General features: G+C 71.4%; 17 protein-coding genes. 6 read left to right on the top strand and 11 right to left on the bottom strand.

Translation table 11 applies throughout. From position 1 onward, the window contains the following. Positions 1 to 16 precede the first annotated feature (16 nt). Positions 17 to 994: a pectate lyase family protein gene (locus tag ACLZN2_RS43100; RefSeq protein ID WP_416985240.1), complete on the bottom strand. Its 978-nt coding sequence runs from the start codon at positions 992 to 994 to the stop codon at positions 17 to 19. A 294-nt stretch (positions 995 to 1,288) separates the two neighbouring features. On the opposite strand from ACLZN2_RS43100, the gene ACLZN2_RS43105 reads away from it, so the two are divergent. Next, positions 1,289 to 2,590 carry a PHB depolymerase family esterase gene (locus ACLZN2_RS43105; protein ID WP_416985241.1) on the top strand — a complete coding sequence of 434 codons (1,302 nt, stop codon included), beginning with the start codon at positions 1,289 to 1,291 and terminating at the stop codon, positions 2,588 to 2,590. Between the two features lie 189 nt (positions 2,591 to 2,779). On the opposite strand, the gene ACLZN2_RS43110 is transcribed toward ACLZN2_RS43105, so the two are convergent. Next, on the bottom strand, positions 2,780 to 4,117 hold the full coding sequence (locus ACLZN2_RS43110) for an FAD-dependent oxidoreductase (protein ID WP_416985242.1): 1,338 nt from the start codon (positions 4,115 to 4,117) through the stop codon (positions 2,780 to 2,782). A gap of 213 nt (positions 4,118 to 4,330) precedes the next feature. Between ACLZN2_RS43110 and ACLZN2_RS43115 the strand changes: the two genes are divergently transcribed. Continuing rightward, positions 4,331 to 4,807 (top strand): DUF6214 family protein, encoded by a 477-nt coding sequence (locus tag ACLZN2_RS43115; protein WP_416985243.1) that lies wholly within the window; start codon positions 4,331 to 4,333, stop codon positions 4,805 to 4,807. Positions 4,808 to 4,841: 34 nt separating this feature from the next. Here ACLZN2_RS43115 and ACLZN2_RS43120 read toward each other — a convergent pair whose 3' ends face one another. After that, entirely contained in the window at positions 4,842 to 5,480 is a 639-nt protein-coding gene (locus ACLZN2_RS43120) for a DUF305 domain-containing protein (RefSeq protein ID WP_416985244.1), read from the bottom strand. A 188-nt stretch (positions 5,481 to 5,668) separates the two neighbouring features. Here ACLZN2_RS43120 and ACLZN2_RS43125 point away from each other — a divergent pair, with 188 nt between their 5' ends. Further along, positions 5,669 to 7,171 (top strand): LVIVD repeat-containing protein, encoded by a 1,503-nt coding sequence (locus ACLZN2_RS43125; RefSeq protein ID WP_416985245.1) that lies wholly within the window; start codon positions 5,669 to 5,671, stop codon positions 7,169 to 7,171. Here the strand turns inward: ACLZN2_RS43125 and ACLZN2_RS43130 are convergent. The 6 genes from ACLZN2_RS43130 to ACLZN2_RS43155 form a co-directional block, all read right to left on the bottom strand. After that, on the bottom strand, positions 7,159 to 7,833 hold the full coding sequence (locus ACLZN2_RS43130) for a TetR/AcrR family transcriptional regulator (protein ID WP_416985246.1): 675 nt from the start codon (positions 7,831 to 7,833) through the stop codon (positions 7,159 to 7,161). The two genes, ACLZN2_RS43125 and ACLZN2_RS43130, sit on opposite strands and share 13 nt — an antisense overlap. A gap of 214 nt (positions 7,834 to 8,047) precedes the next feature. Further along, complete coding sequence (locus tag ACLZN2_RS43135) at positions 8,048 to 8,761, bottom strand: HAD family hydrolase (RefSeq protein ID WP_416985247.1); 714 nt, start codon at positions 8,759 to 8,761, stop codon at positions 8,048 to 8,050. A gap of 10 nt (positions 8,762 to 8,771) precedes the next feature. Next, entirely contained in the window at positions 8,772 to 9,293 is a 522-nt protein-coding gene (locus tag ACLZN2_RS43140) for a hypothetical protein (protein ID WP_416985374.1), read from the bottom strand. Beyond that, entirely contained in the window at positions 9,281 to 9,952 is a 672-nt protein-coding gene (locus tag ACLZN2_RS43145) for a phosphatase PAP2 family protein (RefSeq protein ID WP_416985248.1), read from the bottom strand. The genes ACLZN2_RS43140 and ACLZN2_RS43145 overlap by 13 nt, the downstream gene beginning before the upstream one ends. A 129-nt stretch (positions 9,953 to 10,081) precedes the next feature. Beyond that, on the bottom strand, positions 10,082 to 11,017 hold the full coding sequence (locus ACLZN2_RS43150) for a M56 family metallopeptidase (protein WP_416985249.1): 936 nt from the start codon (positions 11,015 to 11,017) through the stop codon (positions 10,082 to 10,084). Between the two features lie 91 nt (positions 11,018 to 11,108). Then, positions 11,109 to 11,693, bottom strand: coding sequence for a DUF5134 domain-containing protein (locus ACLZN2_RS43155; protein ID WP_416985250.1), 585 nt, complete (start codon positions 11,691 to 11,693; stop codon positions 11,109 to 11,111). Positions 11,694 to 11,858: 165 nt separating this feature from the next. Here ACLZN2_RS43155 and ACLZN2_RS43160 point away from each other — a divergent pair, with 165 nt between their 5' ends. Next, complete coding sequence (locus ACLZN2_RS43160; RefSeq protein ID WP_416985251.1) at positions 11,859 to 12,011, top strand: hypothetical protein; 153 nt, start codon at positions 11,859 to 11,861, stop codon at positions 12,009 to 12,011. After that, positions 12,008 to 12,553: a MarR family winged helix-turn-helix transcriptional regulator gene (locus ACLZN2_RS43165; RefSeq protein WP_416985252.1), complete on the top strand. Its 546-nt coding sequence runs from the start codon at positions 12,008 to 12,010 to the stop codon at positions 12,551 to 12,553. Before ACLZN2_RS43160 ends, ACLZN2_RS43165 begins: the two co-directional genes overlap by 4 nt. 36 nt (positions 12,554 to 12,589) lie before the next feature. Here ACLZN2_RS43165 and ACLZN2_RS43170 read toward each other — a convergent pair whose 3' ends face one another. Both ACLZN2_RS43170 and ACLZN2_RS43175 read right to left on the bottom strand, forming a co-directional pair. After that, positions 12,590 to 13,357, bottom strand: coding sequence for a VOC family protein (locus tag ACLZN2_RS43170; protein WP_416985253.1), 768 nt, complete (start codon positions 13,355 to 13,357; stop codon positions 12,590 to 12,592). 180 nt (positions 13,358 to 13,537) lie between these two features. Beyond that, complete coding sequence (locus tag ACLZN2_RS43175; protein WP_416985254.1) at positions 13,538 to 13,930, bottom strand: VOC family protein; 393 nt, start codon at positions 13,928 to 13,930, stop codon at positions 13,538 to 13,540. Positions 13,931 to 14,046: 116 nt separating this feature from the next. Between ACLZN2_RS43175 and ACLZN2_RS43180 the strand changes: the two genes are divergently transcribed. Further along, positions 14,047 to 14,586: a GNAT family N-acetyltransferase gene (locus ACLZN2_RS43180; protein ID WP_416985255.1), complete on the top strand. Its 540-nt coding sequence runs from the start codon at positions 14,047 to 14,049 to the stop codon at positions 14,584 to 14,586. Position 14,587 lies beyond the last annotated feature (1 nt).

Consider the following 14,587-nt stretch of genomic DNA (forward strand, 5'->3'; position numbering starts at 1 on the left):
GTGTGTGTGGGGGTGGTCAGAGCTTTCCGGCGCCCGCGCCGGACGTCACCGATGCGACGACGGACGAGGCGGGCTCGGCGGTGTAGCTGTACGGCGGTCTGGTGAACGTCCCCACCCGCGAGACCTCGGTCGCGGCTCCGCCGAGGTCGTTGCCGGTGAGGTTGGCGTAGCCGTCCTCGTCGCTGTCGCGGCTGGTGGTCACGGCGACCGCGGTCGAGCGGAAGACGTTGTTCTCGACCAGCAGCTGGGCGCCCATGCGCGAGTGGACGGCCGTCTCGGCGCCGACGACGTAGTTGTCGTAGAAGTGCCCGGTGCCGAACCGCAGACTGGGGATGCGCGAGTAGACGTTACTGAACAGGTTGTGGTGGTACGTCACCCGCAAGTGGCCCGTGTCCTCAGTGGCGTTGTTGTCGCTGTGGCCGACGAGCGAGCCCTTGAAGTGGTCCTTGAAGGTGTTCCAGGACACCGTCACGTAGTCCGAGGCGTGGTTGATGTCCAGCAGACCGTCGTAGTAGTCCTTGTCGTGATCGCGGTCCGCCGAGAAGGAGTTGTGGTCGATCCACACCTTCGTCGAGGCCTGGACCTCGATTCCGTCGGCCGGCTTGAGCGGCTTGCTGATGTTCAGATTGCGGATGACGACGTTCGTCACCTTCTTCAGCCGCAGCCCGCCCCCGGTGAATCCGGACGACGAACCGACGCCCAGGACCGTGGTGTTGGACCCGATGTCGATCTGACCGCTCAGCGAGATCAGGCCGTTGACCTTCACGACCTTCGAAGTGCTTCCGGTCACCGCCGACTTGAAGGCGGCCGACGTCGAGACGGTGACCGGCGCGGCGCTCCCGCCACCGGTCGTGCCGGCGCCGAACCCGACCGGCGAGGTGTCGGCCGCACCGGCCGGCTGGGGGAGAGCGAGGACCGCGGTCGCGGCGAGAGCGGCGGTGGCCGCGGCGAGAGCGGACCTTTGCGCCCGTGCATGTGGGGGGCTTGCGTGCATGCGGATGCGTCCCTTCGGGGGGAGTGGGGAGAACGCATGTATGAACTATGTTCGCGTATCTGAACTGCTTGCTGACGACAGTGCGACCTTTGGGGGATCTTGAACGGGCGGGTCGGTCACACTGCTGAACGGAACGTAGAGGGCAAGCGCTTTCTAGTCAACGCTTTGCGCAGAACGCATCGTCGTTCCGCGCAAAGCGTGGGAGCGCTTCCATGAGACGCATGTGCATGCCACCATGCGAGACGGACTCCACGTACGACGTCCCCCAAGCCCCCACCAGAAAGGGACAAGCACGTGTCCAACTCCTTAGGAAGAGCGCTGCGTTCACTGGTGGGAGCCCTGACGCTCCTGCTCGCCGCGGCCCTCCTCACCGCCCCCGCCGCCTCGGCCCGCCCGCAGACCGCGGCCCCCGTCCCGACCGCCACCCTCGCCGAGGTCACCGACTTCGGCACCAACCCCAGCGGTCTGAGGATGTACGTGTACGTACCGGCGAGCGTCACGGCGCATCCGGCCGTCCTCGTCGCCGTGCACTGGTGCACCGGTTCCGGCCCCGACATGTTCAACGGCACCGAGTACGACACGCTGGCCGACCAGTACGGATACATCGTCGTCTACCCGTCGGTCACCCGTAGCAGCAAGTGCTTCGACGTCTCCTCGCCCCAGGCGCTCAGGCGCGGCGGCGGCAGCGATCCCGTCGGCATCAGGTCCATGGTCGACTGGGTGACCGCGAACTACTCCGCCGACACCAGCCGCGTCTACGCCACCGGCATCTCCTCCGGCGCGATGATGACCAACGTCCTGCTCGGCGACTACCCGGACGTCTTCGCGGCCGGTGCCGCGTTCTCCGGCGTTCCCTTCGGCTGCTTCGCCACCACCGACGGCTCCGAGTGGAACAGCGCTTGTTCGGGCGGCACCGTGATCCACACCGCGCAGGAGTGGGGCGACATCGCCCGCGCCGCCTACCCCGGGTACACCGGCACCAGGCCCCGGACGCAGCTGTGGCACGGCACCGAGGACGACGTCCTGCGCTACCCCAACTTCGGGGAGGAGATCAAGCAGTGGACGAACGTGCGGGGCGTCGGCCAGACACCGGCCGCCACGGACTCGCCCCAGTCCGGCTGGACCCGCACCCGCTACGGCGGCACCGGTGACCAGGCCCCGGTGGAGGCGATCAGCCTTCAGGGCATCGGCCACAACCTGTACGCGTACGGGATGGCGGCCCGCGTGCTCACGTTCTTCGGTCTCGACAGCGGTGGCCCGGCACCCCAGCCCCAGCCGGGCGGCTGCAAGGTGACCGTCACGACCAACGCCTGGAACACCGGACTGACCGCCTCGGTGACCGTCACCAACACCGGCACGACCACCGTCAACGGCTGGCAGCTAGCCTTCACGCTTCCCTCCGGCCAGACCATCACCAACGGCTGGGGCGCCACGTACACCCCCGCCTCCGGGGCGGTGACGGCGACGAACGTGTCGTACAACGCCACCCTCGCGCCGAACGCGAGCGTCAGCATCGGCTACCAGGCGAACCACACGGGCAACAGCGCGGCACCGGGTGCCTACACCCTCAACGGGGCGACCTGCACGCTGGGTTGACGCGCGGACGGTAGGGCACCGAGTGAACTCGGCACACTGTTCGGGACGGCCCTCCCGAACGGTGTGCCGGCGGGCTACGCCGCCTCGCCCGGGGACTCCCCACCCCCGGCCGGGGGCGCCGCCGCCTCCGGTGGACTGAACAGATTGTTGAGTTCCGAGGTGTTGCCGCCGCGTGTGATCGTCAGCGATCTATGCCCGGCCCGCGGCCGCCCGCAACGCCGCCCAGTCCGGCAGCTTCACGGCACCCCGCCCCAGTGAGGCCCCGAGTTCCGCCTCGGCCCGCTCGATCGCCAGCCACCCGTCCCAGCCGACGGGCTCGGCCCCGGCGGCCCGCAGCAGCGGCAGTACGTCCTCGGGCACCGGTGTGGCCACGAGCAGGGGGGCATCCTCCAGTAGCGAGGTCACCGTCTCCTTCGAGCACGGCCGGTTGCTGCCGATGACCCCGGTCGGGCCCCGCTTGATCCAGCCCGCCACATACTCACCCGGCGCCGGCTCGCCCGCGCGCACCACCCGCCCGGCGGTGTGCGGCACCGTGCCTCGCGCGGCGTCGAACGGCAGCCCCTCCAGCGGTACCCCGCGATACCCCACCGACCGCAGCACCAGCTGTGCCTCGACGTCCTCGTACCGGCCGGTGCCGGTCACCCCGCCCCGGCCGTCGGGCGCCGTCCGCTCGAACCGCACCGCGCCCACCCGGCCCTCGTCGGCGAGCAGTTCGACGGGCCGCAGGAAGAAACGGAGCCGGATCCGCCGTCGTACGTCCCGCGACGGCAGGGCCGTCCAGCCGCGCAGCACCTCCACATTGCGGCGCTGCGCCGCCGCCAGCCCGGACGGATCGCCGTAGGCGGGGTCGAGGGCCAGCTCCGCCGCGTCCACGAGCACGTCGGTGTCCGGCAGCGCGGCGAGTTCCCGCAGCTCCTTGGTGGTGAAGCGGGCCTGGGAGGGGCCGCGCCGGCCCACCGTGTGGATCCGCGTGACCCCGCTCGCGGCCAGCGCGGTCAGCGCCCCCTGGGGCATGTCGGTGGGGCCCAGCTCGGCCGCGCCGCGCGCCAGGATCCGCGTGACGTCCACCGCCACGTTCCCCACGCCGACCACGACCGCCGAGCGGACACCCCGCACAAAGCCCTCGGTGACGGCGTCCGGATGCGCGCTGTACCAGGAGACGAACTCCGTGGCCGACCAGCTGCCCGGCAGTTCCTCGCCCGGGATGCCCAGCCGGCGGTCGGTCGCCGCGCCGACGCAGTACACCACCGCGTGGTAGAGCTCCCGCAGTCGGGCCAGGGGCACACCGCCCGCGCCGACCTCGACCCCGCCGAGGAACCGCACCCGCTCGTGCTCCAGCACCGTCCGCAGGTTCCGCTGGAGCGACTTGATCTTCTCGTGGTCCGGGGCGACGCCGTACCGCACCAGGCCGTACGGGCACGGCAGCCGGTCCAGGACGTCGACGAGCACCTCGGGATCCTGCTGGACCAGACTCTGGGCGGTGTAGACCCCACTCGGCCCGGAGCCGACGACGGCGACACGCAGCACGGGGTGACTCCTTACCCGCACGACTTTGTCCGCGCGACGGAGGAGATCGCTGGTGTCTCCAGCATCGCACCGAGGGTGCTCCGCTGACAGGGTGCTGTCGGTTCGATGCACGTGCGTGTCCGTTCGTATGGAAAGTGATCATTCGGTTACGTTGCGTGTGTGCTGGAAGCATCTTTCCTTAATCTTTCTGATCGTTCCGCTGAGGACGGGACCGTGTCCGTGTGGCCGGCGTGGGACCTGCGGCAGACCGGTCACTCCGCCGTGAACTGGTTCAATGTCCGGCTCGCCTTCGCCGACGGGGCCGGAGTCGACGTGCTGGCCGTGGTGTCCGAGGGGTGCGTCTCCGTCGAGGAGGTCCACGCCCGGCCGCCCCTGTCCCTCGTCGACCTGACGGAACTCGCGGACTGGATCGAGGGGCCGCTCTTCGAGCGGTGCGCGGGCGGCGCCGAGACGGAGCCCCGGGGGATCGCCGCGTCGTCGAACGGTCCCCGCCGCGCCCGTCCGGCCTGGCCGCGCGGGGGCGAGGGGCGGCGGCTGGTCGCCGAGGAGTACCGCGCGGCCCAGCGCGAGGGCGTGGACCCGGTGCTCGCGGTGATGTGCGCGACGGGGCACAGCCGCCGCAGGTCCCTGCGGCTGATCGCCCAGGCGCGGGACGCGGGCCATCTGGCACCGCGTCACGCGAAGCGCTGAGCCCCCGCGACGGGAAAGTCGGTCACCACATTGGTCACCGCATCTGCTGCATCCGGGCGATCTCGCTCGTCTGCTGGGCCACCACGTCGTCCGCCATCTCCTCGACGCGCAGGTTGTTGCCCTGCGCCTTGACCTCCGTGGCCATGGTGATCGCGCCCTCGTGGTGCGTGATCATCAGGGTGAGGAAGAGGGCGTCGAAGGCCTTGCCGTGCGCCGCGCGCAGCTTCTTCAGCTGGGCGCCGGTCGCCATGCCCGGCATCGCGGTGTGGTCGTGCGGGTCGCCGGTCCCGGCCTTGTCGTACGACGCGAGCCAGCCCTTCATCGCCTCGATCTCCGGTCCCTGCGCGGCCGAGATGCGCAGGGCGAGGCGCTTGAGGTCGGCCGACTCGGCGCGCTCCGGGGCGAGTTCGGTCATCTCCAGGGCCTGGGCATGGTGCTGGATCATCATCCGGGCGTAGGACACGTCCGCCGAGTTGGGGGTGTCGTCCTCGGCCCGCTGTTCGGCCGCCTCCTGGGCGGACAGCGTCTGGTTCCCCTCGCCGGGCTTGCCCGGCGCGATCACCGAAGGCCCGCTCGCCGCCCCCGACTTGGCCTGCGTACCGGAGTCGCAGCCCGTGAGGGTGAGCGCGAGCAACGCGGCCGCGGTGGTGAGGGATGCGCGGCGGATGAGCACAACGGCCTCCTGGGGCAGGCGGGTTGAGGACCTGGACCTTCCACTTCCGTGACCTTCCCGGATCTTCGCACTACTGACCGGAAAGATTCATTACGAGTGCGTTGCCGACCCTTGATATGTGCATGATGAAGACGATACTTCAGGGGACCGTGAACCGTTCCACAGGAACGGCAACGAGGGAGGACGCAGTGACCCTGTTGAACGATCCCCGAACGCGGCGCAGACGGCTGGGAGTTGCCGCCGCCTGTACCGGGCTCCTGGCCGCGCTGCTCACCGCGGTCCCGGCGGCCGCGACCCCCGACCCCGGGGACGCGCCGGCCGCGGAGCGCGAGGTCTCGCAGAGCGCGCAGGCCGAGGTGGCCGAGGCGATCGCCGACGGCGAGGTACCCGGGCAGGACGAGATCGTCCACTCCGACAACATCGAGCACCTCACCAACATCCCCAAGGACGCGCTGTCCGGCACCAATTCGGACCTCGCCTTCCAGGGGAAGTACGCCTTCGCCGGCAACTACGACGGCTTCCGTATCTTCGACATCAGCAACCCGAAGGCCCCGAAGACCGTCTCCCAGGTGCTGTGCCCCGGCTCGCAGAACGACATATCCGTCTCCGGCGACCTGCTCTTCCTCTCCACCGACTCCTCGCGCAGCGACAGCAGTTGCAACAGCACCACGCAGCCCGCGACCGAGAAGTCCTCCTGGGAGGGCATGAAGGTCTTCGACATCAGCGACAAGGCGAACCCGAAGTACGTCGCCGCCGTCGAGACCGCCTGCGGCTCGCACACCCACACCCTGGTGCCCGAGCGCAAGAACGTGTACATCTACGTCTCCTCGTACTCGCCCAGCGCCACCTACCCCGACTGCCAGCCGCCGCACGACGGCATCTCCGTCATCAAGGTGCCGCGCAAGGCGCCCGAGACGGCGGCGGTCGTGAACTTCCCCGTCCTCTTCCCGGGCGAGGGCCCGGACGGCGGCGGCAACCCCGGCTCGCCCACCAACCCGGGCGTGTCCAAGACCACCGGCTGCCACGACATCACGGTGCTGCCGGAGAAGGACCTGGCGGCCGGCGCCTGCATGGGTGACGGCATCCTGTTCTCCATCAAGGACCCGGAGAACCCGAAGGTCATCGACCAGGTGCAGGACAACGTGAACTTCGCGTTCTGGCACTCCGCGACCTTCAACCAGAAGGCCAACAAGGTCGTCTTCACCGACGAGCTGGGCGGCGGCGGCGCGGCCACCTGCAACGCGGAGATCGGCCCGAACAGGGGCGCCGACGGCATCTACGACATCGTCGGCAAGGGCGACAAGCGCAAGCTGGTCTTCCGCAGCTACTTCAAGATCGACCGTCCTCAGGCCGCCACCGAGGTGTGCGTGGCCCACAACGGCTCGCTGATCCCGGTCAAGGGCAAGGACATCATGGTCCAGGCCTGGTACCAGGGCGGCGTCTCCGTGTGGGACTTCACCGACTCCGCCCACCCGAAGGAGATCGCCTACTTCGAGCGCGGCCCGGTGAACACCGAGCGGCTGACGACCGCCGGCCCGTGGTCGGCGTACTACTACAACGGCTACATCTACTCGAACGACATCGCCAAGGGCCTCGACGTGCTGAGGCTCAGCGACCGGCGCACGGATCCGGCCAAGCGGATCCATCTGCGTGAGCTCAACGTCCAGACCCAGCCGGACTACTTCGACTGATTCCCGGCGGACGGCTCCGTCGCGAAGAAGCGCGACAGATCCTCCGCGCAGCTCCCGTCGGGCGCCTCGGCGTCCGGCGGGAGGCCCGACTCCCAGTCCAGTCGATAACGTTGGAACAGCTCGGAGCGCAACGTCGCCAGCGGCAGGGGCACGTTGGGCAGCACCAGCGCGTAGACGGCACCCATGAGCTGGGAACGCAGCATCGGGTAGTCGTGGTCGACGTCCTGCGATCCGTGCCGCGCGGCGGTCTCCCGCAGCAGCTCGGCCAGCCGCTGCTGTTCGGGGCACTGCATGAACCCCTCGGCCTGCAGCAGCCCGGCCATGTGCTGACGCATCAGCACCGTACGGTCCCGGGCCAGTCCGAGGATCGCGTCGATGGCCCGCGCCATCCGCTCCCGGCCGTCCTCCGTGCGCGGCTCCCGCTCCAGGGCCTCCTCGAGCGTACGGTGCATCAGCCGGTGCACCGCCGACTGCACCAACTGCCGTTTGCCGGGGAAGTAGTACGACACCAGCCCACGGGCCGAACCCGCCCGGTCCGCGATGTCGCCGAGTGTCGTCGCCTCGTACCCGCGCTCGCTCACCAGCTCCAGGGCCGCCTGCAGCAGCCGCTCCCGCGAACGCCGCCGCAATTCTTCATTGACCGAGGCGCTGCGCGGGGACATCCTGTAACTCCTGCGTTGACTGGCTATCAGCCAACTATACTCAGCGCATCCCGGACGGCTCCGCACGGAGTGTGGCCGGGCTGCCGCCTGCTCTGGGCGACGCGGGGGATCGTCCAGAGTGGGCGCGCCTCCGTCCCGATGGTGGCCTCGGGCTACCGACCTGCGGTGTTCCAGGGGGTGCCGACCCCCGTGTCCCGATGTTCTGGCGGTCGCGCTACTGGTTCCCGGTGCCCGGGCGTCGGCCCACGAGGTCCAGGACCGGCCGCAGCCCGTCCGGACGGTCGGCCGTCGGCAGATGGTCCACGAAGTGCACCCCACAGCCCAGCGCGGCCGCCCCGCCGTCGGCCCGCCGGTCGTCCCCGACCATCAGGACCGCGCGCGGATCGACCCCGAGCGCCTCACAGGCCACCGCGAACAGCCGGGGATCCGGCTTCTGGACCCCGTGCTCGTACGACAGCACGTACGCGTCGACGAACCGGTCCAGCCCGTGCTCCCGGAACACCGGCCGCAGGTCCCAGCCGATGTTGCTGACCACGCCCACCCCGACCCCCAGCTCCCGCAGCCCACTCAGCACATCGAGGGCGTCGGGGTACGGCGCCCAGGCCGCCGGTGTCATGTGCCGGTCGTACAGCGCGTCGTGCAGTCCCGGATCCGGCAGCACCACCTGACGCGACAACCCGGTGTACGCGGCCCGATGCGCCGCGGCGCTCTCGTCCCGCACCCCCCACACCCCGGCCACCTCCTCGGGCACCCGCCCGGGAGCCGCCCCGCCCGGCAACGCCCCGGCCGCCTCCAGCGCCCGCGCCGTCACGGCCACGTCCCCCTCCGGCCACCCGATCCCGGCGTCCTCCACCACGGCACGCAACCAGGACTCGGCGGACTCGACACGGAAGAGGGTCCCGGAGAAGTCGAACAGAACGGCAGCCATGAGCCTGATCCTAGGAACGCGGAGGATCTCGCGGGGCCACGTTCCACAACAGGGGCAGCTCCTCCTCGCAGAACACACAGACGTACACCCCTTCCCGCACGACGTTGATCTCCCGGCACCGCTCACAGCGCCGGAACACCAGGGCATGCGTGAACCCGTCGGGCCGCGCGACACCCACCCGGTCCAGGGCGGCGGCGACCGCCGGCCAGCAGTCGGGGTCGGGGCAGTAGCCGGTGGACTGGTTGCTGACCTCGTGGACCTCCCAGCCCCGCCGGGTACGACGGAACGAGATCTCACCCGCGCCGAGCACGTCCGCGCCGCCTGCGCAGGCCACGTGCTCGCTACGGCGAGGCGCCAGCCGCAGCTGGCCGTCGAGTCCCACGACGTACGTGTACGGCTCCCCGTCCTCCGCCGCGAACACGGTCAGGTCGGCCACGTCGCGCACGACGTACCCCCCGGTGCCCGGCACGACGGCTCGCCGGATGTCCTCCGGCCCGACGTAGCCGTACGACGGCGCGCTCACGGGTGCCAGTGACGGTGGGCCATGACCGCCAGGGTCACCAGCAGAGAGCCCAGGAGCCAGCCGCCCATGACGTCCGAGGGCCAGTGGACGCCCAGCCAGACACGGGTCAGGCCCACGCCGATCACCGAGACCACCGCCACCGTCACCGCCGTACGCCATACCGGGCGGCTCACTCCATGGCAGTGAAGAAGCCAGAGGAGGAGGCCCAGGACGACCGTGGCGGTCAGGGCGTGGCCGGAGGGAAACGCCTGGTAGTGGGCGGAGTCGACGGGGTCGGGCCAGACCGGCCGGTCCCGGCCGACCACGGCCTTGAGGCCCTGCTGGATCAGTGTGCCCACCGCCGACGTGACCACCAGCCAGCCCGCCGTCCACCAGGCCGCGTGCCGCCACACCAGCCACACCGCCACCGCCGCCCCCAGCAGCCGCATCGTCACCGGATCCCACACCCAGTCCGTGAGGATGCGGCAGAGCTCGGTGACGCCGGGATCGGACAGGGCCCAGCGGTGGGTGGTCCGGGAGAGGCCGCCGTCGACGGACATCAAGGGGTGCCACGTGGCCGCGACCAGGACGAGAAGGACGAGCGAGCCCAGGCCGAGCGCCACGGCGACGCGGGCGGTCGTGGACAGGACGGGCGGACGGGGCGGGGAGTCGACGTACCGGGTGTGCATGATGCGATCCTCGCCGACCCGTGGGGTCCAAGGCGAACCAGAGGCGTTCGCGGAGGCCGAGTCAAGGGTCTCGGCCCGCTCCCGCTCAGCCCGGGGCCCGCCTCCGCTCAGCCCGGGGCCCGCCTCCGCTCAGCCCAGCGCCCGCAGCCCCGGTACCAGGGTCACCAGCACCGGGATCACCGGCACCAGCGAGGCCGCCGCCGTCAGTCGCAGCCGGCGGGCAGCCGTGAGCCGGTCCGGGGGCGTGAGCAGCCGGTGGACCCGCTGCGGGACATGGGCCAGCGGGGTGGGGGAGGGGCCGAACACCCCGCGGTCCTCGTTGAGCTCGACCAGGGCGAGCGCGGTCGTCAGCCGGCCGAAGCGGCGGGAGGCCATGTCGTCGGCGGCCAGCTCGACCAGCCGGTGCATCTCGTCGCGGAACGCCGCGAACACCGGCACCTGCGGAAACCCGGTGGCCAGCGCCGACGACGAGTGCAGCAGCCAGTGGTGCCGGGCCTGCGCGTGACCCTGCTCGTGCGCGAGCAGGGCATCCAGCTGACGTCCCTTCAGGCGGCGCAACGCGGCCGTGGTGACGACCAGTTGGGGCGCCACCCCCGGCAGCCACCAGGCATCGGCCCGCTCGCCCTCGAGAACGACGAGCCGTCCCCGGGTGGGTTCCTCACCCGGCAACAGCGGTGCGCGCAAACGGACGTCGGCCCGGCGTGCCCGGCTGCGGGCCCGTGCCCGCACCACCTCCCGTACGAGCATCGCCCCGCTCCACAGCCCGGCGCAGGCCAGCGCCACGGCCGTGGCCGCCGCCCAAGGGCCGGTCGGGCCAAGGGCGTAGGCCTCCACGACCGCACGCGGCGCCGGCGCGAAGACATGACCGCGCACCGCCTGCCAGGCCGCCGCCGCGCTGAGCGTCATCGACAGCGCACAGCACAGCAGGACCGCCGCCACCACGCACTGCCAGGCCCACAGCGCGAGCACCGGTTCACGGTCCGGCCAGTCGGCGCGGGCGAGCAGCCGGGGTGCGCCGACTGCGGTCAGGGCGCCGAGCAGCAGCAGGACCGCGGGGACCATCATGGGCAGCACCCTATGAGCGGCGCACCGCTCGGGGGTACGGCTTGTCCCGGCAAAGTGACGCAGGCCACGGCCGAGTTGGGATCAGTCGGGATCACATCGACAGCAGCATCGCCACCATGCCGATCCCCATCGACAGGCGGCACGCCCGCGCCAGCTCGGGACGGTCGCTCCAGCCGACAGCGGCCCCGGGGGCTCCGGTGGTCCCGGCGGACGGGGTGCCCCCGGCGGCCCCCGTCACCGGCAGCAGCCGCGCCCCGGAGAGAAGGACGTATCCGGTGAAGTACAGCAGCAGCGCCCCCGTGAGGAGCGGGACACCGGAGGCGGCACCGCCGTGCGCGTGCGCGTGGGGCGGTGAGACGGCCATCGCGACCGCCATGTAGACCATGGCCGCGGTCCCCACCACGTGGTGCAGATGATGGGTGCTCGTGCGAGCCGCCCACAGGGCCCGCAACGCGGCCGCGCCGAACACGGTGGCGTAGGCCGGCCAGGCCCACGAGGGCGGGGTGAACGCCGCCGTGGGCACCGCCATGACGGCCATCCCGAACCCCATGAACGCCTCACCGCCCGCCGCTCTGCGCTGCTCCTCGACACGGCTGCGCATCCGCAGCAGACAGTAGGCCCCGGTCGCCGCACACAGCGTGACCAGCAGCCAGCCGGGCGAAGTCGGTCCGTGCACGCGCACCTCCCGCTCGACGGGTCGCGTCGAGAGTTGCGATGCCCACGGCACGCGGCGCGCACGCGGCGCAACGATGTACACGGGGAGCATTCGAGGGAGCACGGCGGGTGAGCGATTGCCGACCGCATATGGCACGAGAACGGGCCGCACCGCACGGCCGACGCCGTGTCCGGCAAGTGGTGGCGGCGCGCCCCGCCCGAGGAGCGGGTCGTGGCGGCCGAACGGTCCGGACACCGTACGCTCGCCGCGACGGTACGGCACCAGGGTCTGCACCTGGGCCGGGACGCGACCACGAGAGCGGAAGGCGTGCGGCGATGACGGGGACACGGGGACCAGCGGCGGCCGGAGACGGGGCGAGGAGGGACACCGTCGCGGCGGTGGTGGGGCAGTGGCAGACCGTGCGGCCCGACCTGGACACCGGCCCGATGGAGATCATCGGCCGCGTCAACCGCTGCGCCGCCCTGCTTCAGCAGGCCGAGGACGCGCCCCTGCGCCGGGCGGGCCTGAGCCGCCCGGAGTTCGACCTGCTCGGCGCGCTGCGCCGCACCGGCCATGAACTGACCCCCGGCGAACTGGCCCGGGAGACCTTCTCCTCCGGCGCCGCCGTCACCAAGCGCCTCAAGCAGCTCACGGAACGCGGCCTCGTGGAACGCCGGGGCGACACCCGCGACCGCCGCGTCGCCCACCTCCGCCTCACCGACGCCGGCCGTGACCTCGTCGACGCCGTCCTCCCCGAGCAACTCACCTACGAGCGGGCCGTACTGTCCGCCCTGGACGGCGACCGCCAGGGCGAACTCGCCGGACTCCTGGGCGAGTTGCTGAGCCGCCTGGAAGGACAGACGCAAGGCCTCAGGGCCTGAGTCCCGGCGCAACCAGCGCATCAATGACCGATGTGCTCACCCTTCGTCCCCGGCCCGGTACACCCCGAACGCCGCGCCCTGCGGATCGCGCAGTACGGCGATCCGCGGGCCGTCGGGCACGGAGGTCGGCTCCATCAGCGCGGTGCCGCCGGCCTCTGTCGCCGTGGCAGCGGAGGCGTCCACATCGGCCACCGCGAAGTACGGCAGCCAGTGCGGCGGCACCTCGGGCGGGAACTTCTCGTCGTCCATCCTGATCATGCCGCCGAAGTCGGCGCCTCCGACGCCCCACTGGAGATAGTTCTCCGAGGAGCTCACCGTCCAGCCGAACACGGTCGTGTAGAAGGTCTCCGCGCGGTCCGGATCGCGGGTCAGCAGCTCCACCCAGCCGAGCGAGCCGGGCGCGTTGAACAGCCCCGCTCCAGGAAAGGCCCGCGCCTGCCACAACTGGAACGCGGCCCCGCCCGGGTCGAGGGCGACCACGAAACGGCCCACGTCGAACACGTCCATAGGGCCGACCAGCACCTTGCCGCCGGCCTCGGTGACCAGCCGCGCGCTGACATCCGCGTCGGTCACCGCGAACGACACGTTCCAGGCGCACGGCTGCCCCTTCTGGTACAGGGGGGTCAGCGCGGCGACGGCCGCCTCTCCGAGGTGGGCGACGGTGTAGCCGCCGGCCTCCTGCCGCGGATCGGTCTCCGCGCGCCAGCCGAACAGCTCCGCGTAGAACCGCTTCGCCGCCTGAAGATCACTGGTCCCCAGCTCGGCCCAGCAGGGCCCGCCGGGCACGGGCGCGTCGAGCTTCATGACGTTCCTTCCAGAAAAGGGGACCCCTCCAGCACGCTAAGCCCGTCTCCGCGCCCCGGCATCCGGTCAGCTGTCGACAGGGGCGTCGGCACCCACCTGGGGGCGCGGGGAACTGCGCGATCAGCCACAACGCACCCGCACCCGCCCACGGTGGCCTCCAACCGAGTCGCCAGGCGGCCCTCAAATCCCCGGCCGATACCTGATCGGATGATCCTCCGGCACCTCCACCACCACGATCGGCGTCCCGTCCGGATCCTCGATCCACATCTCCACGAGCCCCCACGGCTCCTTCACCGGCGCCCGCACGACAGCGACCCCCTTCGCCCGCAGCTCCTCGTACGCCGCCGTCACGTCCGCGACCTGCAACCACAGCCGTACCGCGGGATCCGGCGGCGTCTGCGACCGCCCCGAGAGCTCCAGGAAACCGCCGCCTAGGAAGTAGACGACCCCGCGCTCCGGCCCCGTACCGAACTCGCGGTAGACCGCGAGTCCGAGCTGTCCGCCGTAGAAGGCACGCGAGCGCTCGGGGTCGGTGGGACGGAGGAGGACCCTACTGCTGAGTACATGCACCATGCGTGGGGAGCCTAGGGCCTGTCCGGCGGATCATGCCGGAGGCGCGGACCGGGCCGGGGTCGGTGGGGATACCCTCGTCCGAGTCCCAGCCGCGCCACATACCGGAGACCGCCCGCATGGACACCGCCGCCACCGCCCTCACCTTCCGTGACGCCACCGACGCCGACGTGGACGAGCTGGTCGCGCTGGTCGAGTCGGCCTACCGCGGGGAGTCCAGCCGGGCCGGCTGGACCACGGAGGCGGACATCCTCCAGGGGCAGCGGACCGACCCCCAGGGTGTGCTGGAGATCATCGGTTCGGCCGGCGGACGGGTGCTCACGGTCGAGCGGGACGGCCGGATCGTCGCCTGCTGCCAGCTCGAACACCGTGGCGACCACGCCTACTTCGGCATGTTCGCGGTCAGCCCCACGGCCCAGGCCTGCGGCCTCGGCAGGACGGTCCTCGCGGAGGCCGAGAGGCAGGCGCGGGAGGGCTGGGGCGCCACCGAGATGCACATGACCGTGATCTCCGTACGCGACGACCTCATCGCCTGGTACGAGCGCCGCGGCTACCGCCGCACCGGGAACATGACGCCCTTCCCCTACGGCGACGAGCGCTTCGGCATCCCGCAGCGCGACGACCTGCAGTTCGAGCTGCTGGTCAAGCCGCTCGACTGAC

Origin of the sequence: Streptomyces sp. T028, assembly GCF_048159505.1 — a bacterium.
Taxonomy (GTDB): Bacteria; Actinomycetota; Actinomycetes; order Streptomycetales; family Streptomycetaceae; genus Streptomyces.

Coding starts and splice junctions, on each gene's coding strand:
- ACLZN2_RS43150 (WP_416985249.1), bottom strand. CDS start 11,017: ATGATGGTCCCCGCGGTCCTGCTGCTGCTCGGCGCCCTGACCGCAGTC.
- ACLZN2_RS43130 (WP_416985246.1), bottom strand. CDS start 7,833: ATGTCCCCGCGCAGCGCCTCGGTCAATGAAGAATTGCGGCGGCGTTCG.
- ACLZN2_RS43165 (WP_416985252.1), top strand. CDS start 12,008: ATGACGGGGACACGGGGACCAGCGGCGGCCGGAGACGGGGCGAGGAGG.
- ACLZN2_RS43170 (WP_416985253.1), bottom strand. CDS start 13,357: ATGAAGCTCGACGCGCCCGTGCCCGGCGGGCCCTGCTGGGCCGAGCTG.
- ACLZN2_RS43175 (WP_416985254.1), bottom strand. CDS start 13,930: ATGGTGCATGTACTCAGCAGTAGGGTCCTCCTCCGTCCCACCGACCCC.
- ACLZN2_RS43100 (WP_416985240.1), bottom strand. CDS start 994: ATGCACGCAAGCCCCCCACATGCACGGGCGCAAAGGTCCGCTCTCGCC.
- ACLZN2_RS43135 (WP_416985247.1), bottom strand. CDS start 8,761: ATGGCTGCCGTTCTGTTCGACTTCTCCGGGACCCTCTTCCGTGTCGAG.
- ACLZN2_RS43180 (WP_416985255.1), top strand. CDS start 14,047: ATGGACACCGCCGCCACCGCCCTCACCTTCCGTGACGCCACCGACGCC.
- ACLZN2_RS43145 (WP_416985248.1), bottom strand. CDS start 9,952: ATGCACACCCGGTACGTCGACTCCCCGCCCCGTCCGCCCGTCCTGTCC.